Origin of the sequence: Falsarthrobacter nasiphocae, assembly GCF_031456275.1 — a bacterium.
Taxonomy (GTDB): domain Bacteria; phylum Actinomycetota; class Actinomycetes; order Actinomycetales; family Micrococcaceae; genus Falsarthrobacter; species Falsarthrobacter nasiphocae.
Genome location: NZ_JAVDUI010000001.1, coordinates 2002386 through 2026562 on the forward strand (window position 1 = coordinate 2002386; position 24177 = coordinate 2026562).

The following is a 24177-nucleotide window of genomic DNA, read 5'->3' on the forward strand; positions in this document are numbered from 1 at the left end:
CGCCCCGAGAGTTGAGGACCCCAGAGATGCACGCCCCGACAGCCCCGCTCACCCTCGCCGAGAAGGTGTGGAGGGACCACGTCGTCGTCGCCGGCACGAACGGCGCCCCGGACCTGCTGTATATCGACCTCCACCTGCTCCACGAGGTGACAAGCCCGCAGGCCTTCGACGGGCTGCGACAGGAGGGCCGGCCGCTCCGGCGCCCCGACCTGACGATCGCCACCGAGGACCACAACACCCCCACGCTCGAGATCGACAAGCCCATCGCGGACCCGGTCTCGCGCCTCCAGATCGAGACCCTGCGCGCCAACTGCGCCGAGTTCGGCGTCCGCCTGCACTCCCTCGGCGACAAGGAGCAGGGGATCGTCCACGTCGTGGGCCCCCAGCTCGGGCTGACCCAGCCGGGCATGACCATCGTCTGCGGAGACTCGCACACGTCCACTCACGGTGCGTTCGGGTCCCTCGCCATGGGCATCGGCACGAGCGAGGTCGAGCACGTCATGGCCACCCAGACGCTCGCCCTCAAGCCGTTCAAGACGATGGCCGTCACGGTCAACGGCAGGCTTCGGCCGGGCGTGACGAGCAAGGACCTCATCCTCGCCGTCATCGCCGAGATCGGCACGGGCGGCGGCCAGGGCTACGTCCTCGAATACCGGGGCGAGGCCATCCGCGCGCTGTCCATGGAGGCGCGCATGACCATCTGCAACATGTCCATCGAGGCGGGCGCCCGCGCCGGCATGATCGCGCCTGATGAGACGACGTTCGAGTACCTCAAGGGCCGCGACCACGCCCCGAAGGGCGAGGACTGGGACGCCGCCGTCGAGGCCTGGAAGGGCCTCGCCACGGACGAGGGCGCAGTCTTCGACCGCGAGATCGTCATCGACGGCGACGCGCTCGAGCCGTTCGTGACCTGGGGCACCAACCCGGGCCAGGGCGTCAGCCTCTCGGAGAGCGTTCCGGATCCGCTCCTCATGGAGGACGACGTCGCCCGCGTCTCGGCGGAGCGGGCCCTCGAGTACATGGGTCTTGAGCCGGGAACGCCGATGAAGGAGATCGCCGTGGACACGGTGTTCCTCGGCTCCTGCACCAACTCCCGCATCGAGGACCTTCGCGCTGCGGCCGAGATCATCAAGGGCCGCACGAAGGCAGCGAGCGTGCGCATGCTCGTCGTCCCGGGCTCCGCGCGCGTGCGCCTGGAGGCTGAGGCCGAGGGGCTGGACCGCGTCTTCAAGGACTTCGGCGCCGAATGGCGCTTTGCGGGCTGCTCCATGTGCCTCGGCATGAACCCGGATCAGCTGAGCGAGGGGGAGCGCTGCGCCTCCACCTCCAACCGCAACTTCGAGGGCCGGCAGGGCAAGGGCGGTCGCACGCACCTCGTCTCGCCGCTCGTCGCCGCTGCCACCGCCATCCGGGGCACGCTCTCGTCTCCTAGCGATGTCGTGCCGGACACGGCCAGCGCCCACACCCCCGCACTGACCGCCACGACGAACGGAGCCTAGGACCATGGAAGCCATCTCAGCCATTGACGGTGTCGGCGTCCCGCTGCGCGCCTCCAACGTGGACACCGACCAGATCATCCCCGCGGTCTACCTGAAGCGCGTGACCCAGACGGGATTCGAGGACGCCCTCTTCGCCGGCTGGCGCAAGGACCCGGCGTTCGTCCTCAACGAGCCCGCCTACGCGGGCGCACAGGTCCTCGTCGCCGGGCCGGACTTCGGCACGGGCTCGAGCCGGGAGCACGCCGTCTGGGCGCTGCGAGACTACGGGTTCAAAGCCGTGCTCTCGGCCCGGTTCGGGGACATCTTCCGCGGCAACGCCGGGAAGAAGGGCGTCCTCGCGGCCGTCGTCGAGCAGCCGGAGATCGAGCGGATCCAGAAGGAGCTCGAGACCGCGCCGGGCACCCACGTGAAGATCGACGTGGCGGCGCAGACGATCTCCTGCGGCTCCGTGCAGACCCGGTTCGAGATCGACTCTGACACGAAGCACCGCCTCCTCAACGGGCTCGACGACATCCGTCTGACGCTCGAGAGCGAGGGGGACATTGCGGCGTTCGAGTCTCGGCGCCCCACCTACCGCCCCCGGACTCTGCCTTCAGCGAACGACGAAGGTTAACGCCTATGCTGAAGTTCTTGGGCGCGCCGCGTGAGGCGTGCCCGATCCCCCCTCAGCACACGTTAGGAAGTACCCCGAGCAATGGCTAGCGTATTGACGATCCGCGGCGGCAAGGCCCTCCGCGGCACAGTGAGCGTCCGGGGCGCGAAGAACCTCGTGCCCAAGGCAATGGTTGCAGCCCTCCTGGGGGACACCCCGTCCACCCTGCGCAACGTGCCTGAGATCAAGGACGTTGACGTCGTCACGAGCCTGCTCCGCATTCACGGCGTGGATGTCACCAAGGACCCGGAGACCGGGGACCTGTACATGGACCCCACGAAGGCCAAGAGCGCCACGAGCGCCGAGATCAACACGCACGCGGGGGACTCGCGCATCCCGATCCTCTTCTGCGGCCCGCTCATTCACGCGATCGGCGAGGCCTTCATCCCGGACCTCGGCGGCTGCAAGATCGGCGACCGCCCCATCGACTACCACCTCCAGGTCCTGCGCCAGTTCGGTGCCGTCGTGGACAAGACCCCGGACGGCATCTTGATCACCGCGCCGAACGGCCTCAAGGGCGCCAAGCTCGAGCTGCCGTACCCGTCTGTCGGCGCCACCGAGCAGGTCCTCCTGACGGCGACCCGCGCCGAGGGCATCACCGAGCTCAAGGGCGCGGCCGTGGAGCCGGAGATCCTCGACCTCATCGCCGTGCTCCAGAAGATGGGTGCCATCATCACGGTCCAGACGGACCGCGTCATCCGCATCGAGGGCGTTCCCGCCCTGCGCGGCTACAACCACCGCGCGCTCCCGGACCGCAACGAGTCCGCCTCGTGGGCCTCGGCCGCGCTCGTCACCCGCGGCGACATCTACGTCGAGGGTGCGGACCAGCAGGACCTCACGGCCTTCCTCAATACCTTCCGGAAGGTCGGCGGAGAATTCGAGGTCGACGACGACGGCATCCGCTTTTACCACCCCGGCGGCGAGCTCAACCCGCTCGTGCTGGAGACGGACGTGCACCCGGGCTTCATGACGGACTGGCAGCAGCCGCTCGTCGTGGCGCTCACCCAGGCCGACGGCGTCTCGATCGTCCACGAGACCGTCTACGAGAACCGGTTCGGCTTCACGGAGGCCCTGCGCCGCATGGGGGCCACGATCCAGGTCCACCGCGAGTGCCTCGGGTCCATCCCGTGCCGCTTCGGCCAGCGCAACTTCCTCCACTCCGCCGTGATCTCCGGGCCCAGCAAGCTCTCGGGCGCGGACATCGACGTCCCGGACCTCCGCGGCGGCTTCAGCCACCTCATCGCGGCGCTCGCCGCCGAGGGCACGTCCCGCGTCACGGGCATCGAGATCATCAACCGCGGCTACGAGCGGTTCGAGGAGAAGCTGCGCGGACTCGGCGCGGACTTCGACGTCGAAGCACTCTGACATGAGAGCATGGTTGGGCCGCTCCGGGACATCCGGGGCGGCCCGCCGCGTTCTCGGCGGGCATGAACCTCTGAGAGAAGCGTGATCCCAGTGGCCACAGCGAACAGCGTCAAACGGACTATCCGCGGCACGGCCGCCGTCGTCATCCCGTTCCTCAAGGGCACGTTCGACATCACGTGGAAGGGGCAGGAGCACCTGGCCGGGGAGGGCGGCGTCATCGTCGTCTCGAACCACGTGACGCAGGTGGACCCGCTCCTCGTGGGGCACTTCGTCTTGGACACTGGCCGGATGCCGCACTTCATGGCCAAGAAGTCCATGTTCGGGTGGCCCCTCGTCGGATGGATCATGCGCCGCTCAAACCAGGTTCCGGTCTTCCGCGGCACGCAGGACGCGGGGCGGGCCATCGACATCGCGCGCGAGATCGTCGCCGGCGGCGAGGCTCTCATTGTCTACCCGGAGGGCACCCTGACGCGAGACCCGGGCCTGTGGCCCATGCGCGGCTACACCGGCGCGGCCCGCCTCGCCCTGGCCACGGGCGCGCCCGTGGTGCCCGTGGCCCACTGGGGGGACCAGATGGTCCTGCCGACGAGGGGCGGCACGAAGATCCCGAAGCGCTTCCGGCCTCCCGTGACGGTCCAGGCGGGGCCCGCCGTGGACCTCAGCGACCTGCGGGACCAGCCGATCACCAAGGCCACCCTCATGGAGGCTACCGAGCGCATCATGTCCGCGTTGACGGCACAGCTCGCGGACATCCGCGGTGAGGCCCCGCCCGCTGTGCGCTTCGACCCGAGGAAGGCCGCCTCGTGACCCGCGTCGCCATCCTCGGCAGCGGCTCCTGGGGCACCGCCTTCGGCAAGATCCTGACCGACGCCCGCGAGGACACCCTCGTCACCCTGTGGGCGCGGCGCGAGACCGTCGCGGCCGAGATCAACGAGCGCCACCTCAACCGGGAGTACTTCCCGGACGTGGAGCTCTCCGAGCGCATGACGGCCACGACCGATCCGGCGGCGGCCGTCCGGGGCGCCAGCGTCGTCGTCGTCGCCGTGCCCTCCCAGTCCGCCCGCGCGCTCATGGAGCGCGTCGCCGGCGCGCTCGAGCCCGATGCCATCGTGGTCTCCCTCATGAAGGGCCTGGAGCGGGGGACGCACCTGCGGATGTCCCAGGTCCTCGCGGAGTCGCTCGGACTGTCCCCTGAGCGGATCGCCGTCGTGTCCGGGCCCAACCTGGCCCGCGAGATCGTGGACCGCCAGCCCACCGCCTCCGTCGTGGCCGCCGCCAACCCCCTCGTGGCCGCGCGGATCGCCGAACTGTGCACGGCCCCCTATTTCCGGCCCTACACCAACACGGACGTCGTCGGCGTCGAGGTCGGCGGGGTCGTCAAGAACATCATCGCTGTGGCTGTGGGGATGTGCGACGGGCTCGGCGTGGGGGACAACTCCAAGGCCTCGATCATGACGCGCGGCCTCGCCGAGACCATGCGCCTCGCCCTCGCCCTCGGCGGGCTCGGCCCCACGCTGGCCGGCCTCGCTGGGATGGGCGATCTCGTGGCCACATGCTCCTCGCGGCTGTCCCGCAACAACACGGCCGGACGGCTTCTGGCCGAGGGGCTGACGCCGGACGAGGTGGCCGAGCGGATGTCGCAGGTCGCCGAAGGCGTGAAGTCGGCGGCCGCCGTGGCAGAATTGGCGGCTCAATACGATGTGCGGATGCCCATCACCCAGGCCGTCGTCGACGTCGTGGAAGGACGTCTCGCGGTGAACGACATGGGCGCACGGCTCATGGGACGAGACTTGACGTCGGAAGGCGAGCTGTGACCCAGAACCCCCACGAATCCTCGCAGGCCGGAGACCGCCGGACCGTCCTCGTCCTCTTCGGCGGCGTCTCGAGCGAGCACTCCGTCTCCTGCGTCAGCGCCGTGAGCGTCCTCCGGGCCATCGACCGCTCTCGGTTCGACGTCCTCGCCGTCGGCATCACGCGCAGCGGCGAGTGGACGCTCGTGGACGCGGAGGGGCTCGACTACAGCTTCGCGCCCGGCGCGCCCCTGCCTGAAGTCCGGCCTGGGGAGGACCGCGTGGCGTTCTCGCCCGTGGCGGGCAGCCGCGAGCTGCTCCTCATGCGGGACGGGGCGTACTCCTCGCTCGGCGTCGTCGACGTCGTCTTCCCGATCCTCCACGGACCGTGGGGCGAGGACGGCACCGTCCAGGGGCTCCTTGAGCTCGTCGGCGTGCCGTATGCCGGCGCGGGCGTGCTGACGTCGGCCGCGGGCATGGACAAGGACTTCATGAAGCGCCTCTTCCTCGGCGCCGGGCTCGAGGTGGGGCCGTACGCGGTCATCACGGACAAGGCGTGGCGGAGGGACCCTGAGGCGGCCATAGCCGGCCTGGAGGGCCTTGAGTACCCGCTCTTCGTCAAGCCGGCCCGCGCCGGCTCCTCCCAGGGCATCACGCGCGTCGAGGACGCGGGCGGCCTCCGCGCCGCCATCGAGGAGGCCCGGAACCACGATCCGAAGGTCGTCGTCGAGCAGGGCATCCGCGGGCGCGAGATCGAGGTCGCCGTCCTCGGCGGCCGCGGCACCGAGCCCACGCGGGCGAGCCTGCCCGGCGAGATCGCCGTGGACGAGGCCGGAGCCCACAACTTCTACGACTTCGCCGCGAAGTACATTGAGAACGACGCCGCCCGCCTCTCCTGCCCGGCGGAGATGCCGGTGGAGGCGGTCGAGGCCGTGCGGGCCCTGGCCATCGAGGCCTTCGACGCGCTCGACGGCGAGGGCCTGTCCCGCGTGGACTTCTTCCTCACGGAGGACGGCCGGTTCGTCATCAATGAGATCAACACGATGCCCGGGTTCACCCCGATCAGCATGTACCCGGCCCTCTGGGGACGTACGGGACTCACCTACCCGGAGCTCGTCTCCGAGCTGCTGGACCTCGCCCTCTCGCGGCCCGTCGGCCTCCGCTGACACCTTCGGGCGCTGCCCCTACTGGCAGGAGCGCTTCTTCTCCAGCGCGCCCGCGGCCGCGCTCAGGGTGGGCAGGACATCCGAGGAGGGCATCGTGTCCGCGTTGAAGACCACTTCGAGGGTGGGCTCGGTTCCGTAGGTCGTGGCCCGCCACGTGTGGGACGGCGACTGCCCTGGGTGCTGCTCCTCCACGACAAGCCAGTCCACCCCGTCCACCGCGAGGCACTTCTGGCTCGTGGGCCCGGGCGCGTCCACGCCGCACCGAACGACAATGTCCGCGGGGTCCCCGTACGCCGTGTTGCCCTGTGAGGTCGTGTCCCGCCGGTCGCGCCCGGAGATCGTCTCGGGGGTCTTGAGCATCGCGCTCGCACAGAGGGGATTGTTGGCCGCAGGCGCCGCCGTCGTGACGACAGCGGAGGCGCACCCCGTCAGGGGCAGCGCGGCGAGGAGGGCGAGGGTGACGTGTCGGAGTCTCATGGCTTCTCGTGGTTGTCGGACGTGGTGAGCCAGGCTGCCACTTTATCGTCCTTGAGGGCCGTCCGCAGGGAGGCGAGGCCCTTCTCGTCCACGAGGACGATCGACTGCCCGTCCTTGGACCAGCCGGTGCCAGCCGTGGGCATGGTCGCGAACTTCACGTCGCCGGCGCGCACGTTCCGCAGCTCGAACCCGAGGCGGCTGATCGTGGCGAAGTCGAACTGCGGGTCATGGGAGACGTACGGGCTCGTCAGGTCCGTGATGTCCTTGATCTTGCTCGGGCTGGAGAGCGTCTCCTTGGACATGAGCTTCTTCAGGATGGCGCTCATGACGGCGTGCTGGTTGCGCACGCGCTGGTAGTCGCCGTCGGCATACGCGTAGCGCTCCCGGCTGAAGGCGAGGGCGAGCCTGCCGTCCATGTGAGTCATGCCCGGCTTGAGGACGGTGCCGTCCAGGTGGGAGAGCGTGGTCTCCTTCTCCACGTAGACGTCGAGGCCGCCCATCGCATTGCCGAGGGCCTCGAAGGAGGCCATGTCGATCTCCGCGACATGGTCGATCCGCGTCTGGAGGAGCTGCTCGAGCGTCTGGACCTCGAGCTTGTATCCGCCGAGCGCGTAGCCGGCGTTGACCTTGTTCTCCCCGTGGCCCGGGATGGGGACCCAGAGGTCGCGCATGACGCTGATGACGCTGACGTGCTTGCGGTCCGCCGAGATGTTGACGAGCATGATCGAGTCGCTGCGCTGGTCCGCGCCGCCGCCTGGCACGGCGACCTTGGGGTCAACGGGCGTGGGGCGCTTGTCGGAGCCGAGGAGGAGGATGTTCGTGGACCCGTCCGCGGACTTCGGGGGGCGTGAGGACTCGTCGGGGAAGACGTTCTCTATGACGCTGGACTTGGACTCAAAGGAGTTCTTCAGGCCGTTGAGCCAGACCGCGGCGACGCCCACGAGGATCGCGATGATGAGCCCGAGGGCGCCGAGGGTGATCCAGACGCCGCGGCGACGGCGACGGGGCTTGGCGGCCCGGCGGGCGGTCGGGCGGGGCGAGTCGAGGTTCTCTGGCATGGGGTGGATCCGTTTCCTGTGGTTCACGGGGAGGCCCTCGCCGCGGCCCCCGGGGACGGCGCGGGGACGTGCGCCCGCGCGGGTCGTTCGGAGTGAGCGACGTGGGGGACTGCCTCCCGCAGGTCATCTCGAAAGAATGTAGCAAGTTATTCTGACGATTGACTGGAGTCGGTGCTCCTCCTGATAGGTTCGGTGTGAGTGCGCCCGCCGCTGGGCGTCGTCAGGAGAGGGAGGCTCGAATGGATCGCTCGGCGGACGGTCTTCGCTCGCTGCCGGGGCCTCGGCACGTTGACGCGTGGCTCGTGGAGAGCGCTCGCTGGCTCGAGCGCTTCGAGTCGCTCATCAACCACATCAACGTCTTTCCCGTTGCGGACCGGGACACCGGCTCCAACCTCTTGGCCACGGTGCGCGCCTGCGTCGAGCCCCTCGCCTCCGCGGTCGCCCGTGCCTCCTCGGCCGACGACGGCGGGCTGGCGCCGGATCGAGCCCCGTCCCAGGCGCCTGAGCCCGCCCGCGCCCCGGCCGCTCCCGCCCCCACAGACCCGGAGACGTGGGGCAGCCGCCTGCAGATCGCGGCCCAGGCCGCGGGCCGGCGGGCGCTCGGCAACTCGGGCACCGTGCTCGTGGTCCTCCTGGCGAGCCTGGCCCACCACCTCGAGGGCGTCCGCCGCCTCGACGCCCCGTCCTGGTCTGCGGCCGTCACCGCGGCCGAGGTCCGTGCCGCGAGCGCCGTCTCCGAGCGCGCCCCAGCGAGCGTCTTCGACATTCTGACGGCCATGGCGGCCGTTCCCGCCCCCGAGGGCGGCAGCGTCCGGTCCCTGCTCAGCCTCGTGGAGGCGCAGGCGGACGCGGCTCGCCGCGCGGTCGCGGCCACGCTCAACGGCTCGGAGGCTCTGGCTCGCTTCGGCGTGATCGACGCCGGGGCCGCCGGTCTCCTCGTCGTCATCGAGGCGCTCCGCTCTGTCCTCACGGGCGAGCCGTTCCGCGAGGACGCCGTCCGTTCCCTTCCGGGGCTTGAGACGAGCGAGCAGAGCGTGGTCGAGGCCCGCGGATCGTCGTGTCCCACTGGTGGGGAGTCTGGTGTGGAGGTGGTCTGCACGGTCGTGGCCACGCCCCTTGACATGGCGATGGCCCGCGCCGCTCTCGACGAGGCGGCCGAGAGCGTCATGGTCTCGCCCCTGGACCGCGCGGATGCCGCGGGCATGGATCCGTTGCTGTGGCGGGTGCATGCCCATGCCGACGCCCCCGAGACGATTCTCGACATCGTTGCGGAGGCCGGCGCGCCGGGGGACGTGACGATCTCGAGCCTCGAGGACCCGGAGCGGTGAGCGCTGGGCTGGACCGCCCGCTCAAGGAGATCCTCGGCGCCCGCATGGCGTCCGCGGTGGAGAAGGAGATCGGCGCGAGCACGGCCGGCGAGCTGCTGGACTGGCTCCCCCGCAGCTATGTGGCCCTGGGGGAGCGCTCGAGTCTCACGGAGCTGCCCGTGGACGCGGACGTCTCGTTCGTCGCCGAGATCGTCGCGGTGTCCTCGCGGCGCCTGCACACGCGCAAGGGGAGCATCACGGAGGTCGTCGTCACGGACGGCGAGACCGAGCTCGCGTTCTCCCTCTTCGGACACCACCGTGCGCACAGCGGCCTGGAGGTCGGGGCGCTGGGCCTTCTCAGCGGCAAGACCTCGCTGTACCAGGGGCGGATCACGCTCAAGAGCCCCAAGTTCGCCGCGCTCAGCTCGGAGGAGGAGGCGGAGCGTCTCGGGGCCGTCCCCATCTATCCGGCGACGTCCGGGCTGACGAGCCACGCCATCGAGCGCGCCGTGGCCCTCGTCCTCGCGAGCCTCGGCATGCCGGACGTCTTCGGGGATGAGGGTCCCGAGCGTGACCTCCCGGGCAGCGGGGCCCGGGAGGGCTCGGTCGCAGACGCCGGCCTCCCCGCCGTCGACGGGCTCGGGACAGCCGTCGAGGACCCCCTTCCCGCGGACGTCCGCGAGCGCCAGGGGCTCGTCGGCCTCGCAGAGGCGTACCTGCGTGTCCACCGGCCCCGTGTGCCCGAGGACGCGGCGCCAGGCCGCGCGCGCCTGCGCTGGCAGGAGGCCTTCGTCCTCCAGACGGCCCTCGCGCAGCGCCGCCACGCGGCGAGCACCCGCTTGGCCGTGCCGCGTCCCCCGGTCCCCGGTGGTCTCCTCGAGCGGTTCGACGCCGCGCTGCCCTTCAGCCTGACCCCCGGCCAGGCAGCGGCGGGCGCGCGCATCGCCGAGGCGCTGGCTGGCTCGAGCCCGCTCAACGCCCTCCTCCAGGGGGAGGTCGGCTCGGGCAAGACGGTTGTGGCCCTGCGCGCCATGCTCCATGTTGTGGACGCGGGCGGCCAGGCCGTCTTCCTCGCCCCCACGGAGGTCCTCGCCTCCCAGCACGCCGCGAGCATCCGGTCCCTCCTGGGCCCCCTCTCTGAGGAGGGCACGGTCTTTGACGCGGGCGACGGCGGCGTGCGCGTGGTGTGCGTGACCGGCTCCATGCCCACCGCGGCGCGCCGCGAGGCCCTTCTCCAGGCGGCCTCCGGCAGCGCTGGCATCGTCGTCGGCACCCACGCACTCCTCTCGGAGGGGGTGACGTTCGCGGAGCTCGGCCTCGTCGTCGTGGATGAGCAGCACCGGTTCGGCGTGAAGCAGCGCGACGCGCTGCGCCAGAGCGCCGAGCACCCGCCGCACATGCTCGTCATGACGGCCACGCCCATTCCGCGCTCGGTCGCCATGAGTGTCTTCGGGGACCTGGAGATCCTCACCCTTGAGGGCCTGCCGTCGGGGCGCTCTCCCATCGCCACGCACGTCGTCCCTCTCGCCGAGCACCCCGCGTGGGAGGGGCGCATCTGGTCCCGGGCCCGGGAGGAGCTGGACCGGGGGCGGCAGGTCTTCGTCGTTGCGCCGCGGATCGGCGGGGACGACACGGACGGCACGGGCTCAGCGGGCTCACCGGGCCGAGCGGGTCACACGGCGGGCGGGCGCGGGTCGTCCGGCAGGGGCGCGAACGCCGACGAGGCCGAGACCGGCTCCACCAGCGTCGAGGAGACCGCCGCCTGGCTCGAGGCCGAGCGCGTCCTCGGCCCGCACCGCGTGGGGATGCTCCACGGCGCCCAGCACCCCGAGGACAAGGCCGAGGCCATGCGAGCGTTCGCCTCAGGCGAGGTCGGGGCGCTCGTCGCGACGACGGTCGTCGAGGTGGGCGTCGACGTCCCCAACGCGACCCTCATGATCATTCTCGACGCCGAGCGGTTCGGCATCTCGCAGCTCCACCAGCTCCGGGGCCGAGTCGGCCGAGGCCAGCACGGCGGCACCTGCCTCCTCGTCACGCGCCTCGAGCCCGGACACCCCAGCCGGGAGCGCCTCGAGGCCGTGGCGGCGACCACGGACGGGTTCGCGCTCGCGGAGGCGGACGTGCGGCTGCGGCGCGAGGGCGACATCCTCGGCACGGCCCAGTCCGGGACGCGCCGCACGCTGAGACTCCTGTCCTTGGGGCGGGACGGCGCCATCATCGCGGCGGCGCGGGACGAGGCCGTGCGGCTCGTGGGCGAGGACCCGGAGCTGTCCGAGGCGCCGGGGCTCGCACGCCTCATCTCCGAGCGCCTCGGGGAGGAGCGGGCCGCGTTCCTCGACCGCGGGTAGCGCTCCCGGAGGCCGGCCCCGGCAGCCCGGCCCAGGGTGGCCCGGCACCGCTCCTTCGCGCCGTCTCCCGCACCGCCCCTCGCGACGTCCCGGGCCCCGGCCCGTAAGATGGTCCCGTCCTTCCCAACCTCAGTCTCAAGGAGCCACCGTGTCTCGCATCATCGCCGGCGCCGCCGGAGGGCTCCGGCTCACCTCAGTCCCCGGCGCGGGGACGCGCCCCACGACGGACCGGGTCAAGGAGGCGATTTTCTCCAGGCTCGAGTCCTACGGCGTCCTCGCGGGGGCCGAGGTCCTCGACCTGTACGCGGGATCGGGCGCGCTCGGGCTGGAGGCCCTGAGCCGCGGTGCGGCCTCTGTGGAGCTCGTCGAGTCCCACGCCGGCGCGGCCCGAGTCTGCCAGCAGAACGCTCGCGCCGTGACCTCCAAGCTGCCCGGGGCTCGCGCGAAGGTCTCCCGGGCCAAGGTCGAGTCCCACGTGCGCTCGCTTGCCCCGGGCCTCGACCTCGTCCTCGTGGACCCGCCCTACGACGTCCCGAATGAGCAGCTCACCGCCGTCCTCGAGCCCGTCGCCGCGGCGCTCGCCCCCGGCGGCACCGTCGTCGTCGAGCGCGGCAAGCGCACTGGCGAGCCGCAGTGGCCCGCAGGCCTCACCTGCGAGGCCGTCAAGACCTACGGCGAGACGACCGTCTTCTACCTCGAGGCCACCGAGGCCATCGAGACGCCTGGCGCCGAGCCGAGCGAGCACCCGTCCGGTGAGAGCGACCCGGCCGAGCGCTAGAAGCCGAACGCCTCGTCGAGCGCGAGCCCGCGCGCGGCGATCCCCGGGTGGGGGCCTCGCGCCGCCCACCGCGCCTCGAAGTCCGGCGGGAAGCCGGCGGGGGAGGCGAGGGCGATCGAGTTCCCCGGCACGCGCCGAGAGAGCATCTCCGTCTCGGTCGCGAGGACCACGGCGGACTCGTCCCCGAACGCCTCCCGTAGGTGGCCGAGCTGCGCGCGCGTGAAGTCCAGCGGCGGGTCGTCCCCGAGGTTCACCGCCACGAGCCCGCCGTGCCGATCGTCGAGCAGCCGCCTCAGCAGCGAGTAGTACTCAGCTCTCGCGAGGTGCGCGGGGGAGTCCTGGCCCGTGAAGATGTCGACGACGACCAGGTCCGCCCGCTCCCCGCGGGAGGCGGCGGCCTCGGCCCAGGCGAGACCGTCCTCCGCGATGACGCTCAGCCGGCCCGCGAAGGGGAGGTGCTCGAGGACGAAGGGCACGAGCCGGGGTTCGACGTCCACCGCCACGTGCTCGCTGCCCGGGCGCGTGGCCTCGAGAGCGCGGGCCAGGGTCAGGGCGCCGGCGCCGACGTGGGCGATCCGCAGCGGCTCGGCGGCCGGGAAGAACTCCTCGACCCCGTTCCGCAGGCGGTCCAGGTAGGCGTAGAAGATGTGCGAGGGGTCAGCGACATCCACGTGAGACTGCTCGCGGCCGCCGATGACGAGGATCTCGGCGCCTTCGACGAGCGTGTCCTCGACGATCTCCGCGTGGGCGTCCGTCAGGCTGAGCCGGATGGAGCGCGCGCGGCTCACGGTGCGGCCTTCTTCAGACGCTGCATCGCGGTGTCGAGCACGTCCGGCGTCTTGCAGAACGCAAAGCGCACGGAGCGGCCGAACACGTCCGAGCCCGGCGGCATGAACGCCGTCGTCGGAATGCCCGCGACCCCGGTGGAGGCGGGCAGGGCGAGGGCCGCGGTCTCCCCGGCCCGGGGGTCGTCGGCGGAGGCGAGCCAGGCAGGGGGCTCCGCGAGGATGAAGAACGTGCCCTCCGGCGTCAGGGTGCGCCACCCGGAGGCCTCCAGGCCGCCGAGGACGCGCGTGCGCTTGGCCTCGAGCCCGCGGCGGGCGTCCTCGATCCAGCCCCGGTCGTCCTCGAGGGCGCCGGCGACCGCGAGCTGGTACGGCTCGCTCGTGCAGAAGCTGAGGTACTGCTTGACGGCCCGCACGCGCTGGATGAGCTCGGGCGGGCCCGTGATCCACCCCGTCTTCCAGCCCGTGACGGAGAACGTCTTGCCCGCGCTGGAGACGGAGAGCGTCCGCTCGAACGCCCCGGGGACGGCGGCGGCCGGCGCGTGCGGCCGCGCGAACCACTGGTGCTCGTAGACCTCGTCCGTGACGATGAGCGCCCCGTGCCGCTCCGCGAGCGTCACGAGGAGCTCGCGCTCGGCGTCCGTGAACTGCGTCCCGGTGGGGTTGTGGGGGTCGTTGAGGACGACGACGCGCGTGCGCGGGCCGAACGCCGCCGTCACGGCGTCCACGGGCAGCCGCAGGCGATCGCCGTCGGACTCGAGGGGGACGCGGACGTGAGTGCCGCGCGCGAGGGCGACCAGGGCGCCGTACTCGTCGTACGACGGGTCGAAGGTGATGACCTCGTCCCCGGGCTCGACGAACGCGAGGAGCGCGGCCGCGATGGCCTCCGTGGCGCCAGCAGTGACGAGGACGCCCGCGCCAGGGTCCAGCTCAAGGCCGTAGCAGCGGTGCTGGTGCGCCGCGACGGCCTCGCGGAGCGCGGGGAGGCCGATGCCCGGCGCGTACTGGTTCCGGCCGTCCGCGATGGCGCGCGCGGCGGACTCCAGGAGCCAGGCGGGGCCGTCCTCGTCAGGAAAGCCCTGGCCCAGGTTGATGGCCCCGTGCTCGGCGGCGGCCGCCCCGATCCGCTCGAAGACCGTGGGGCCGGGGCGCCCGTCGGGGCCGAGGAGGCCGGCCCCGGCGCTCGCGCGCAGCCACGGGGGATCGGCGGGGTCGAACGACGCGCGCACGGTCATGGGGTCTCTCCTCGGGGTGGGCGGCGTGGGCCCCTTCAGGCTACGCGGTGGCGGGATCGGATAGCGTTGGCCTCATGCGACGCGCAGTCTGCCCCGGCTCCTTTGACCCCCTCCACTCCGGCCACGTAGAGGTCATCACCCGAGCGGCCTCCCTCTTCGACGACGTCGTCGTGGCCGTGGCCGCGAACCTCTCGAAGAAGCACCTGTTCACCCTCGAGGAGCGGCTCGAGATGGCGGAGGAGGTCTTCCGGGGCCTCGACGGCGTCAGCGTGATGGCCATGCCTCCGGGTACCCTGCTCGCGGACTTCTGCCACGACGCCGGCGCGGCGGCCATCGTCAAGGGCCTGCGCAACGGGAGCGACCTCGACTACGAGGTCCCCATGGCCGTGACGAACCGGCACCTCAGCGGCGTGGAGACCGTCTTCCTCCCCGCCGACCCGCGGCACGCCCACGTCTCCTCGACCATCGTCCGGGAGGTCCACCTCCTCGGCGGCGACGTCTCGGCCATGGTTCCCGGGGTCGTCGGCCGCCGCTTGACCCAGCGCCGGTAGCGAGGCGGGCCCGTCGGCGCTCCCGGTGAGCCCACGGCGCGCCGCACGGGGTGAGAGTTGGGCGCATGCGGCACCAGCGGGTAGACTGAGACCTTGGTTCACTGTTTGATGACGCATGTCGTCCGCTGCCCTACGGGCCGCCGGGAGGCGTTCGTCCCTCACGCGAAGGGAGAAGGTAATGGCACAGCGCGCTGACGCCGCTCGTTCCACGTCTGCTCTGACCCTGAGCGTCAAGGATCTCAGCCGGAGCCCTGGCTTCTCGCGAGAGATCCACGAGACGGTGGCCACCCCGAAGGATTTCGGTGTCGCGTTGGTTGGTGTCGAGGAAGGTTCACCCCTCGACCTCACGGCGAGGCTCGAGTCGGTGCACGAGGGAATCCTCGTCACGGGCACGGCCGTCGTGGATGTCGTGGGAGAGTGCGGTCGGTGCCTCGATCCACTCGACTACGAACTCGACGTCCCCATCCAGGAGCTCTACTACTTCGAGGACTCGGCCCCGGCTGAGGACGAGGAGGACGAGCAGCACCTTGTCGTGGATGAGTCGATCGACCTCGAGCCGGTGGTGCGAACCGCCGTCGTCTCGGCGCTGCCTTTCCAGCCTGTGTGCCGGGAAGACTGCGCGGGGCTCTGCCCCGAGTGCGGAGCGCGTCTCGACGACGATCCGGACCACCGCCACGAGATCATCGACCCTCGGTGGGCAGCGCTCACCGAGCTCGTCGATCCTCACGCAGACACCGCACCGTAGTAATCACAAGTCGTTCTAGAGAAATGAGTTAGCCGTGGCTGTTCCGAAGCGGAAGATGTCTCGCTCCAACACTCGCGCACGCCGTTCGCAGTGGAAGGCTGCCGTGCCGAACCTCGTCAAGACCGTCGAGAACGGTCGCGTCACCTACAGCCTCCCGCACCAGGCCAAGGTCGTCACCGACTCGGCCGGCACCGCGCTGTACTTCGAGTACAAGGGGCGCAAGGTCGCCGACGCCTAAAGGCGAACGAGTGACGTCTTACGAAGACCTTGCGAAGCGTCTCGGTGTCAATCTTGACACCGAGACGCTTCGTCTTGCCCTGACGCACCGCTCCTATGCCTACGAGCACGGGGGCTGCCCGCACAACGAGCGCCTGGAATTCCTCGGGGACTCGGTGCTGGGCCTCAGCATCACCAACCTCCTCTACCGGTCCTTCCCTGACCGCTCGGAGGGGGAGCTCGCCAAGCTGCGCGCCGCCGTCGTCTCCTCGAAGGCCCTGGCCCGCGTGGCCCGCGCCATCGACCTCGGCGAGCACATTCTCCTCGGCGAAGGCGAGATCAAGACCGCCGGGCGGGACAAGACCTCCATCCTCGCGGACACCATGGAGGCCATTTTCGGGGCCGTCTACCTGAGCCTCGGCTTTGTCGAGGCAGAGGCCCTCGTGCTCAGGCTCGTCGCGCCCCTCCTGGACGACAAGGACGCCATCGGCGCTGGCATGGACTGGAAGACCGTCATCCAGGAGCATGCGGCCCAGGCCGGCATGGGCGCCGTGGTCTACGTGGTCGAGGGCGAGGGCCCGGACCACCAGCGCACGTTCACAGCCGAGGTCCTCATCGGCGGCACCGCCTACGGCACGGGAACGGGGCGCTCCAAGAAGGAGGCCGAGCGCGCGGCCGCCGAGCACGCGTGGGAGCGGTTGGACCCAGAGCGCCGCGCCTGACGCCATGCACCTCAAGCGCCTGACCGTCCGCGGGTTCAAGTCCTTCGCCTCGGCCACCACTTTCGACTTCGAGCGCGGCGTCACGGCCGTTGTCGGCCCCAATGGCTCCGGCAAGTCCAATGTCGTGGACGCCCTCGCGTGGGTCATGGGCGAGCAGGGTGCCAAGAACCTCCGCGGCGGGACCATGGAGGACGTCATCTTCGCCGGCACGTCGTCCCGGCCGGCCCTCGGGCGTGCCCAGGTTGCGCTGACGATCGACAACACGGACGGCGCCCTGCCGATCGCCTACACCGAGGTGACGATCTCCCGCACGCTCTTCCGCAGCGGCGGCTCGGAGTACTCGATCAACGACCGCCCCTGCCGCCTCCTCGACATCCAGGAACTCCTCTCCGACTCGGGCCTGGGCCGGGAGATGCACGTCATCGTCGGCCAGGGCCAGCTGGACCGGGTCCTCCACGCCACAGCCCAGGACCGCCGGGGGCTCATCGAGGAGGCGGCCGGCGTTCTCAAGCACCGCCGCCGCCGCGAGAAGGCCTACCGCAAGCTCCAGTCCACGGACGCGAACCTCGCCCGGCTTGCGGACCTGACGGGGGAGGTGGCCCGCGCGCTCAAGCCCCTCGAGCGTCAGGCGCGCGTCGCCCGGCGCGCCCGGGACATCCAGTATGAGCTCAAGGACGCGCAGTCTCGCCTGGCAGCCGACGAGCTCGTCCGCGCGCGGCAGCAGGAGGCCCAGACCGCGGCCAGGCGCGAGGCCGCCCTCGCGGAGGCCGCCAGCGTCACGGGCACGATCGAGACGCAGACCGCCGAGGCAGCGGCCCAGCAGCAGGGCCTCGCGGAGGCCCAGCGACGCGCCGACGAGGCCCAGCGCGCCGTTCAGGGCGCCCGCCGGGCGGTCGAGCGCCTCCACGTGGTGCTGGAGCTCGCCCGCACGCGCGGGGCGAGCCTCGCCTCTCCCGACAACGCCACGGGCGCCCAGGACGCGGACGCCGAGGTCGCCCGCCTCGCCTCCCAGCTGTCAGAGGCGCGCGACGACGCGGCCGCCGCTCAGTCCGCCGCCGAGAAGGCCCGCGCCGCCGAGGTCGAGGCCGGGGGAGCGGCCCGCGCGGCCGAGGCCCGTCGCCGGGACGCCGAGGCCCTCGTGGCCCACCGCCAGCGGGAGCAGGCGCAGGCCCGAGAGGAGCTGCTCCGCGTCCGGGGCGCCGCCGAGACCCTCGGGGGCCGCACGCAGGCCGCACGGAGCGAGCTCGAGCGCGCCCAGGCCCTCGCGGAGGATGCCGCCGCCGCGGAGACGCAGGCCCACCGGGTCCTCGCGGACCTGACCGAGGCCCAGCCGGACGCCCCGGCGGCGTCCGCACCCGACCCCGCCGAGGCCGCCACGGCCCGCGCCGCCGCCGAGGGGACCCTTGTCGACGCGAGGGCCGCTGCCCGCGCGGCCGATTCCCACGCGGCCTCCCTCGCCTCCCGCGTGGCTACCCTGACGGAGACCCTCGCGGGCATGGGGGCCGAGTCCGGGCCGTCCGCGGGCGCGGGGGACCCCCTCGCGGACGGGCTGTCGGTGGAGCCCGGCTTCGAGCCGGCCCTGGGGGCGCTCCTGGCCGACGACGCGCTGGCGCCGCTCGGGTCTCCGCGGGACCCGGGCTCCCGGATCGTCTGGCGCGAGCCCATCCGCCCCACAGCCGCGCTGCCGGACTCGCTGCCGGACGGGGTCGTCCCCGCGGCGTCGCTTGCCGAGCACGCCTCGGCGGGCGAGTCGCTGGGCGCGCTGCTCGCGGGGGACGTCGTCGTTCCCACCGAGGACCTGGCCCTGGAGACGCTCGCCGCGCATCCCGAGGTGAGGCGCGCCGTGACGCGCGAGGGGGTCCTCGTGACCCGAGCGGGGCGTTCCCTCCCGCTCGAGGGGCGCGCCAACGCAGTCGACCTCGTCGCCCACGTCTCCCGCGCTGAGCGTGAGCGCACAGAGGCCGACGACGCCGCCCGTCGTGCCGCCGCCGCGGTCGCCGAGGCCGAAGAGGCCGCGCGCCTGGCCCGCGCCGCGGAGGACGCCGCGAAGGCCGAGGCCGCCGAGGAGCGGACGCGGCAGGCTGTCCGCGACGCCGCCGTCCGGGCCGCCCGGCAGAGTGCCGAGCAGGCCCGCGCCCGCGCAGAGAAGCTCCACCGAGCCGCCGAGCAGTCGGCCGCCCGCCTGACAGAGCTGCGCGCCTCCCAGGACGAGGCGGACCGTCGCGTCCGCGTGCTCGAGGAGGCGCAGTCAGAGGCGGAGGGCGGCGAGGCCCTCGAAAGCCTGCGCGCGAAAGCCGACGACGCCCGCGCCGAGTCGGAGGCCCTGACGCGCGCCCACACGGAGTCCGCCCTGACGGCCCGCGGCGCCGACGAACGGGCCCGCGCGCTCGCCTCCCGCGCCAAGGACCTCGCCTCCACCCTGGACCGAGCCCGCAAGGCTGCCGAGACTCAGCGCCGGGCCGAGCGCCGCCGACGCATCCTCGTGGCGCGTGCGGCCCGCGTCGCGGAGATCGCGGGGGAGGCCTTGGAGCGGGCCAAGGCGGCGCGCCGCGTCGCGGAGTCGGAGAACACCGAGGCGAGCGGGCGGCACGCGGCCGCGCGCCGGGAGGCCGAGGAGCGCCAGCGCGCGCTCCGGGAGCTCAGAGACCGCCTGTCGCAGCTCGAGTCGGAGACGGCGACGAGCGAGGCCCACCTGACGCACGAGTCGGGCCGGCGAGAGGAGCTGGAGCGCCGGGCCCTCGAGGACCTGGGGCTCAGCCCGGACGAGCTCGTGCGCCGTTTCGGGCCGGACGTCCCCCTCGAGGACGGTGGCGCCTTCAGCCGCACCGAGCAGGCGGCGCGCCTCAAGCGGGCCCAGCAGGACATGCAGTCCCTCGGCCGGGTCAACCCGCTCGCCCTCGAGGAGTTCGCCGCACTCGAGCAGAGGCACTCGTATCTCGCGGGACAGCTCGCGGACCTGCGCGGCTCGCGCGGGGACCTGCTGACGATCATCAAGGATGTCGACGAGACGATCGAGCGCGTCTTCGCCTCCGCGTTCAAGGACACAGCCCGCGAGTTCGAGGGCGTCTTCGCGCGGCTCTTCCCGGGCGGCGAGGGCTCCCTCGTGCTCACGGACCCGGACGACCTCCTCTCCTCGGGCCTCGAGGTCAATGCCCGCCCGGCAGGCAAGAAGGTCAAGCGGCTCTCGCTCCTCTCGGGCGGCGAGCGGTCCCTCACCGCGATCGCCCTCCTCGTGGCCATCTTCAAGGCCCGCCCGTCCCCGTTCTACGTCATGGACGAGGTCGAGGCGGCTCTCGACGATGCCAACCTGGGCCGCCTCATCGGCCTCTTCCGGGAGCTGCGGGACACGTCCCAGCTCATCATCGTCACGCACCAGAAGCGCACCATGGAGGTCGCCGATGCGCTCTACGGTGTGAGCATGCGCGGGGACGGTGTGTCCCTCGTCGTGAGCCAGAGGCTCGAGCGGGAGGACGAGGACCAGGCCGGATGACCTGGCCGGTCCCGGTGTGGGATCGTGGAGGGGTGGAACAGTACCTCATGATGATCCTGATCTCCCTGGCCGCCGTCGTCGTCCTCGGCGGCGTGACGCTCGCCCTCGTGGCCGGGCGGCGCCGCGGCCCCCGGTATGAGACGACGACGGACCCCGACGATCGCGGCCCCCTCGGGCCCGTCGACACCCTCGAGCGGCCCGACGAGGCCACGGGGCGCCTTCAGCGGCTCCGCTCGAGGCTCGTCCGCTCCAACACGTCGATGGGCCGCGCCGTCCTGGCCCTGCTCTCAAGCGACAAGATCGACGAGGACGTGTGGGACCAGATCGAGGAGACCCTCCTCCTGGCCGACATGGGCACGTCCGCGTCCATGGAGCTCGTCGAGCGGCTCAAGCAGCGCGTGACCGTCCTCGGCAGTCGGGACCCGGGCGAGGTCCAGGCGATGCTCCGCGAGGAGCTCCTGCGCATGGTCGGCCCGGACATGGACCGCACCGTATCCACGGAGACGGCGGGGACGAAGCCCGCGGTGGTGCTCGTCGTCGGCGTCAACGGCGTGGGCAAGACGACCACGGTGGGCAAGATCGCGCGCGTGCTCGTCGCCGAGGAGAAGAAGGTCCTCTTGGGCGCCGCGGACACGTTCCGCGCCGCCGCAGCGGAGCAGCTCACGACGTGGGGCGCTCGGGTCGGCGTCGAGACGGTGTCTTCCCATGAGGGCGCGGACCCCGCGTCGGTCGCCTACAACGCGGTGGCCCGCGGCGTCGAGGAGGAGGTCGACGTCGTCCTCATCGACACGGCCGGGCGCCTGCAGAACAAGGCCGGGCTCATGGACGAGCTCGGGAAGATCAAGCGCGTCGTCGAGAAGACGCGCACCGTGGACGAGGTGCTCCTCGTCCTCGACGCGACGACGGGCCAGAATGGCCTCGTCCAGGCCAAGGTGTTCTCCGAGGTCGTCAACGTCACGGGCATCGTGCTGACCAAGATGGACGGCTCGGCCAAGGGCGGCATCGTCGTGTCCATCCAGCGCCAGCTCGGCGTGCCGGTCAAGCTCATCGGCCTCGGCGAGGGTCCGGACGACCTCGCGCCGTTCGAGCCCAAGGCGTTCGTCGACGCGATTATCGGCTGACGGCCGCCTCCGGCCCCTCCTTGGCGCGCAGCCACAGAAGCGCGGCCAGCAGGGGCATGACGGCGACGGCGCTGAACGCCCAGCCGAACCCCGCCTGGTCCGCGATGAAGCCGCCCAGGACGGGACCGACAATGGCGCCGATGTCCGCTGCCATCTGGGGCGCCGCGAGGGCCGATCCGCCACGGCGGCCGCCCAGCGTGTCCGCGAGGGCCGCCTGGACGGCGGGGTTGTGGATCGCCTCGCTGACGCCGCCGAGGAGCGAGGCGGCGATGAGCAGGCTCGCACTCGGGGCCCAGCCGATGACGGCCAGGGTCACGGCGATGCCCGTCAGGCCCAGGAGGGCGGGCCGCCGGCGGCCCCACGAGTCCGCGAGGCGACCGGCCACGGGCAGCGTGACGAACGTCCCGAGGGCGAACGCGGTCATGGCGAGGCCCGTGAGCTGGGTGCCCGTGAGCCCGCCGAGCGGGTCCCAGCCCGCGGACCCGTGCCCGGCCACCGCCAGGGCGAGGAGCGGCAGCAGGGCCACACGGATGCCGAAGACAGCCAGGCCGTTCGCGAGGCTCGAGAGCATGACGGCGCGGTACGTGGGCGAGCCGAGGGCCTCGCGGACGGCCAGCCCCGCAGCCGCGGCCGGCTTGGCCTCTCGCGGGTCGGCCGCGGCGAGCCGGCGCTCCCGCCTCAGCGACCAGGCCATGAGGCCCGCGGCGATGAGAAGCGTGCACGTGTAGATGATGAAGGGCGCGCGCAGTCCGAGCCCCGCGACGAGCCCGCCGAGGGAGGGTCCCGCGATGTTGCCCGCGAGGAATGCGCCGCCGAACGCGGCGCTCGCCCGCCCGCGCAGGTGCGGCGGCGTGATGCGGATGAGCAGCCCGGACGCGGCGATGGTGAACATGATCGAGCCCACGCCGCCCAGCCCGCGCAGCAGGACGAGGAGGGGGAAGCTGGGGGCGAACGCCGCCCCAAGGGTCGAGGCGGCGACGACGAGCAGCCCCGTCGTGTAGATGACGGCCTCGCCCCGGGCCGAGACGAGCTTCGCGGCCGTCGTCGCGAAGACGAGGCGCGCAAGCGAGAACGCCGAGACGACGAGCCCGGTCAGCGCGTAATCCACCCCGTACGAGTGGGCCAGGACCGGCAGGACCGGCGCGAGGATGCCGTAGCCGAGGGCCACGCTGAACGAGCACGCGAGGAGGACGCGCATCTGGGGAGAAAAGGCGGGGGGCTTGGGCACGGCCTCAACCCTACTCCGCTCCCACCCCAAGCCGTTTGCCCCCGGTTCTGGCGAGTGCCACCGACATTGCGGGGTGCATACGCCAGAACCGGGGGCAGACCGTGAGGGGGTCCGTCCCGATCCGCGCAGCGAGGCTCGGCGGGCCGGTGCCGAGCGTCAGACGGTCGGCTTGAGCGGGGTCGAGGAGACGGGCGCGCCCAGCTGGCCGCCGTCGCAGCTCGTGGGCCACGACGAGGGCCCGAGGGAGCCCGCGGGGTACTCCTCGAGCGGAACCTCGCCGGCCTCCCAGGCATGGAGGACGGGCTCGACGATCCGCCAGCAGTCCTCAGCGATGTCCCCGCGCACGGACAGGAGCGGATCGCCTGCGAGAACCCCGTCCAGGACCTCGCCGTACGGCAGGAGGTTGGACGTGTTCATCTCGGTGGCGAGGACGGCGCGGTCCAGGGTGAAGATGTCGCCCGGGCCGTTGACGTCGATCTCGAGCTGGAGTGTCTCGGGGGAGAAGCCGATCCGCAGGCGGGTCGGCTCGTCCACGCCGTGGAAGCCCGTGGGCAGGTGCGGGACCGGCTTGAACGTGATCATCGCCTCCTTGCGGCGGCGCCCGAGCGCCTTGCCGGAGCGGAGGATGAACGGCACGCCCGCCCAGCGCATGTTGTTGATCTCGATCTCGAGCTCGGCGAGCGTCTCCGTGTTCTTGGCGGGGTCCACGCCCGGCTCGTCCGTGTAGCTGGGGATGGCCTTGCCGTTGATCTCGCCGGCCGTGTAGCGGGCGCGCCTGGTCGTCTCGGCGTAGCCGGGCTTGACGCGGGCCGCGCGGAGGAGCGAGCCGATGTGGTCCCGGAGGTTCCGCTCACCGAGGGAGGCGGGGGCGTTGAGGGCGAGCAGCGCCATGACCTGGAGCAGGTGGGACTGGATCATGTCTCGCAGCGCGCCGGCGTTGTCGTAGTACCCGGCACGGTTCTCGAGGGCCAGGTCCTCGTCGAAGAAGATCTCCACCTTCTCGATGTGCAGGTTGGACCACACGGGCTCGAGGAGGCGGTTCGCGAAGCGCAGGCCGAGGATGTTGAAGACGGTGCCCTTGCCGAGGAAGTGGTCCACCCGGAACACGTCCCGCTCCGGGACGAGCTGCGCGAGGATCGCGTTGAGGTCGCGCGCGCTCTGGGCGGAGGAGCCAAAGGGCTTCTCGAGGACGAGCCGGGTCCCCTCCGGCACTCCGGTCTCCACGAGGAGGCGGCACGCCTTCTCACTGACGGCCGGGGGAAGGGCGAAGTAGACGGCCACGGGGCCCTCGAGGGAGTCGATGAGGGAGCGCAGCTGGCCTGGCGCCGTGACGTCGACCTCGTGGAACGACGTCGACGCGCGGACCTGCTCCAGGACCTCGCGGCCCTCCGTCGTCGCCTTCTGCTCAGCGTCAGCGAAGACGGAGCGCACCCGCTCTTGCCACTTCTCCTCTCCGTAGCCCGAGGAGCCTGCGCCCGCGAGCCGGACGGGGCGGACTTTGCCGGACCCGAGGAGGCCCGCGAAGCCGGGCAGGAGAAGCCGGCCGGTGAGGTCGCCGGACGCGCCCAGGATGAGGAGCGTTCGGGCCGTGGCGGCGCTCGAGCGGCGGGCGTGGCTGATGGAGGTGGCAGTCTGCTCATTCAC

Annotated in this window: 20 protein-coding genes and 1 pseudogene; 15 read left to right on the forward strand and 6 right to left on the reverse strand. The window is 72.1% G+C overall.

Translation table 11 applies throughout. The features are described 5' to 3' along the window. Nucleotides 1-26: 26 nt before the first annotated feature. From leuC to J2S35_RS09050, 6 genes are all read left to right on the forward strand, one after another. The gene (leuC, locus tag J2S35_RS09025) at nucleotides 27-1499 is read left to right on the forward strand and encodes a 3-isopropylmalate dehydratase large subunit (protein WP_309852480.1); all 1473 of its coding nucleotides are present in this window, start codon (nucleotides 27-29) and stop codon (nucleotides 1497-1499) included. A 4-nt stretch (nucleotides 1500-1503) separates the two neighbouring features. Then, a complete protein-coding gene (gene leuD / locus J2S35_RS09030) occupies nucleotides 1504-2112 on the forward strand; it encodes a 3-isopropylmalate dehydratase small subunit (RefSeq protein WP_309852482.1) in 609 nt (202 codons plus the stop codon). An 81-nt stretch (nucleotides 2113-2193) separates the two neighbouring features. Then, a complete protein-coding gene (gene murA, locus J2S35_RS09035; RefSeq protein WP_309852484.1) occupies nucleotides 2194-3516 on the forward strand; it encodes a UDP-N-acetylglucosamine 1-carboxyvinyltransferase in 1323 nt (440 codons plus the stop codon). A gap of 90 nt (nucleotides 3517-3606) precedes the next feature. Further along, nucleotides 3607-4323, forward strand: coding sequence for a lysophospholipid acyltransferase family protein (locus J2S35_RS09040; protein WP_309852487.1), 717 nt, complete (start codon nucleotides 3607-3609; stop codon nucleotides 4321-4323). Continuing rightward, nucleotides 4320-5330 carry an NAD(P)H-dependent glycerol-3-phosphate dehydrogenase gene (locus J2S35_RS09045; RefSeq protein WP_309852490.1) on the forward strand — a complete coding sequence of 337 codons (1011 nt, stop codon included), beginning with the start codon at nucleotides 4320-4322 and terminating at the stop codon, nucleotides 5328-5330. The genes J2S35_RS09040 and J2S35_RS09045 overlap by 4 nt, the downstream gene beginning before the upstream one ends. Further along, on the forward strand, nucleotides 5327-6472 hold the full coding sequence (locus J2S35_RS09050; protein ID WP_309852492.1) for a D-alanine--D-alanine ligase family protein: 1146 nt from the start codon (nucleotides 5327-5329) through the stop codon (nucleotides 6470-6472). The genes J2S35_RS09045 and J2S35_RS09050 overlap by 4 nt, the downstream gene beginning before the upstream one ends. An 18-nt stretch (nucleotides 6473-6490) precedes the next feature. Here the strand turns inward: J2S35_RS09050 and J2S35_RS09055 are convergent, their stop codons facing one another. Together J2S35_RS09055 and J2S35_RS09060 are read right to left on the reverse strand one after the other, a co-directional pair. Then, a complete protein-coding gene (locus J2S35_RS09055) occupies nucleotides 6491-6949 on the reverse strand; it encodes a DUF3515 family protein (RefSeq protein ID WP_309852495.1) in 459 nt (152 codons plus the stop codon). After that, nucleotides 6946-8007 (reverse strand): LCP family protein, encoded by a 1062-nt coding sequence (locus tag J2S35_RS09060; RefSeq protein ID WP_309852498.1) that lies wholly within the window; start codon nucleotides 8005-8007, stop codon nucleotides 6946-6948. Before J2S35_RS09060 ends, J2S35_RS09055 begins: the two co-directional genes overlap by 4 nt. Nucleotides 8008-8246: 239 nt before the next feature. Between J2S35_RS09060 and J2S35_RS09065 the strand changes: the two genes are divergently transcribed. From J2S35_RS09065 to rsmD, 3 genes and pseudogenes are all read left to right on the forward strand, one after another. Beyond that, on the forward strand, nucleotides 8247-9335 hold the full coding sequence (locus J2S35_RS09065; RefSeq protein ID WP_309852500.1) for a DAK2 domain-containing protein: 1089 nt from the start codon (nucleotides 8247-8249) through the stop codon (nucleotides 9333-9335). Then, nucleotides 9332-11662, forward strand: coding sequence for an ATP-dependent DNA helicase RecG (locus J2S35_RS09070; RefSeq protein WP_309852503.1), 2331 nt, complete (start codon nucleotides 9332-9334; stop codon nucleotides 11660-11662). Before J2S35_RS09065 ends, J2S35_RS09070 begins: the two co-directional genes overlap by 4 nt. A 142-nt stretch (nucleotides 11663-11804) precedes the next feature. Continuing rightward, nucleotides 11805-12440, forward strand: a pseudogene (gene rsmD, locus J2S35_RS09075) (16S rRNA (guanine(966)-N(2))-methyltransferase RsmD); the annotation flags it as partial. On the opposite strand, the gene J2S35_RS09080 reads toward rsmD, so the two are convergent. Together J2S35_RS09080 and J2S35_RS09085 are read right to left on the reverse strand one after the other, a co-directional pair. After that, nucleotides 12437-13228: a spermidine synthase gene (locus tag J2S35_RS09080; RefSeq protein WP_309852506.1), complete on the reverse strand. Its 792-nt coding sequence runs from the start codon at nucleotides 13226-13228 to the stop codon at nucleotides 12437-12439. The pseudogene rsmD and the gene J2S35_RS09080 overlap by 4 nt on opposite strands. Beyond that, complete coding sequence (locus J2S35_RS09085; RefSeq protein WP_309852509.1) at nucleotides 13225-14460, reverse strand: aminotransferase class I/II-fold pyridoxal phosphate-dependent enzyme; 1236 nt, start codon at nucleotides 14458-14460, stop codon at nucleotides 13225-13227. Before J2S35_RS09085 ends, J2S35_RS09080 begins: the two co-directional genes overlap by 4 nt. Before the next feature lie 74 nt (nucleotides 14461-14534). On the opposite strand from J2S35_RS09085, the gene coaD reads away from it, so the two are divergent. From coaD to ftsY, 6 genes are all read left to right on the forward strand, one after another. After that, nucleotides 14535-15011, forward strand: a complete 477-nt coding sequence (gene coaD, locus J2S35_RS09090; RefSeq protein ID WP_309852512.1) for a pantetheine-phosphate adenylyltransferase — start codon at nucleotides 14535-14537, stop codon at nucleotides 15009-15011. 178 nt (nucleotides 15012-15189) lie between these two features. Next, entirely contained in the window at nucleotides 15190-15756 is a 567-nt protein-coding gene (locus tag J2S35_RS09095) for a YceD family protein (RefSeq protein ID WP_380083473.1), read from the forward strand. 34 nt (nucleotides 15757-15790) lie between these two features. Next, entirely contained in the window at nucleotides 15791-15994 is a 204-nt protein-coding gene (gene rpmF / locus J2S35_RS09100) for a 50S ribosomal protein L32 (protein ID WP_309852515.1), read from the forward strand. Between the two features lie 10 nt (nucleotides 15995-16004). Next, entirely contained in the window at nucleotides 16005-16694 is a 690-nt protein-coding gene (rnc, locus tag J2S35_RS09105; protein WP_309852517.1) for a ribonuclease III, read from the forward strand. 4 nt (nucleotides 16695-16698) lie between these two features. Beyond that, complete coding sequence (gene smc, locus J2S35_RS09110; RefSeq protein WP_309852519.1) at nucleotides 16699-20184, forward strand: chromosome segregation protein SMC; 3486 nt, start codon at nucleotides 16699-16701, stop codon at nucleotides 20182-20184. Between the two features lie 32 nt (nucleotides 20185-20216). Continuing rightward, nucleotides 20217-21305: a signal recognition particle-docking protein FtsY gene (ftsY, locus tag J2S35_RS09115; RefSeq protein ID WP_380083476.1), complete on the forward strand. Its 1089-nt coding sequence runs from the start codon at nucleotides 20217-20219 to the stop codon at nucleotides 21303-21305. Here the strand turns inward: ftsY and J2S35_RS09120 are convergent. Together J2S35_RS09120 and J2S35_RS09125 are read right to left on the reverse strand one after the other, a co-directional pair. Continuing rightward, entirely contained in the window at nucleotides 21295-22533 is a 1239-nt protein-coding gene (locus J2S35_RS09120; protein ID WP_309852522.1) for an MFS transporter, read from the reverse strand. The genes ftsY and J2S35_RS09120 overlap by 11 nt on opposite strands. A 156-nt stretch (nucleotides 22534-22689) precedes the next feature. After that, nucleotides 22690-24177: a glucose-6-phosphate dehydrogenase gene (locus J2S35_RS09125; protein ID WP_309852525.1), complete on the reverse strand. Its 1488-nt coding sequence runs from the start codon at nucleotides 24175-24177 to the stop codon at nucleotides 22690-22692.

Bases quoted from the DNA above. Each gene is read 5' to 3' on its own strand.
- J2S35_RS09095 (WP_380083473.1), top strand. From the start codon at position 15,190: ATGGCACAGCGCGCTGACGCCGCTCGTTCCACGTCTGCTCTGACCCTG.
- murA (WP_309852484.1), top strand. From the start codon at position 2,194: ATGGCTAGCGTATTGACGATCCGCGGCGGCAAGGCCCTCCGCGGCACA.
- J2S35_RS09060 (WP_309852498.1), bottom strand. From the start codon at position 8,007: ATGCCAGAGAACCTCGACTCGCCCCGCCCGACCGCCCGCCGGGCCGCC.
- J2S35_RS09085 (WP_309852509.1), bottom strand. From the start codon at position 14,460: ATGACCGTGCGCGCGTCGTTCGACCCCGCCGATCCCCCGTGGCTGCGC.
- leuD (WP_309852482.1), top strand. From the start codon at position 1,504: ATGGAAGCCATCTCAGCCATTGACGGTGTCGGCGTCCCGCTGCGCGCC.
- J2S35_RS09055 (WP_309852495.1), bottom strand. From the start codon at position 6,949: ATGAGACTCCGACACGTCACCCTCGCCCTCCTCGCCGCGCTGCCCCTG.
- coaD (WP_309852512.1), top strand. From the start codon at position 14,535: ATGCGACGCGCAGTCTGCCCCGGCTCCTTTGACCCCCTCCACTCCGGC.
- smc (WP_309852519.1), top strand. From the start codon at position 16,699: ATGCACCTCAAGCGCCTGACCGTCCGCGGGTTCAAGTCCTTCGCCTCG.
- J2S35_RS09065 (WP_309852500.1), top strand. From the start codon at position 8,247: ATGGATCGCTCGGCGGACGGTCTTCGCTCGCTGCCGGGGCCTCGGCAC.
- leuC (WP_309852480.1), top strand. From the start codon at position 27: ATGCACGCCCCGACAGCCCCGCTCACCCTCGCCGAGAAGGTGTGGAGG.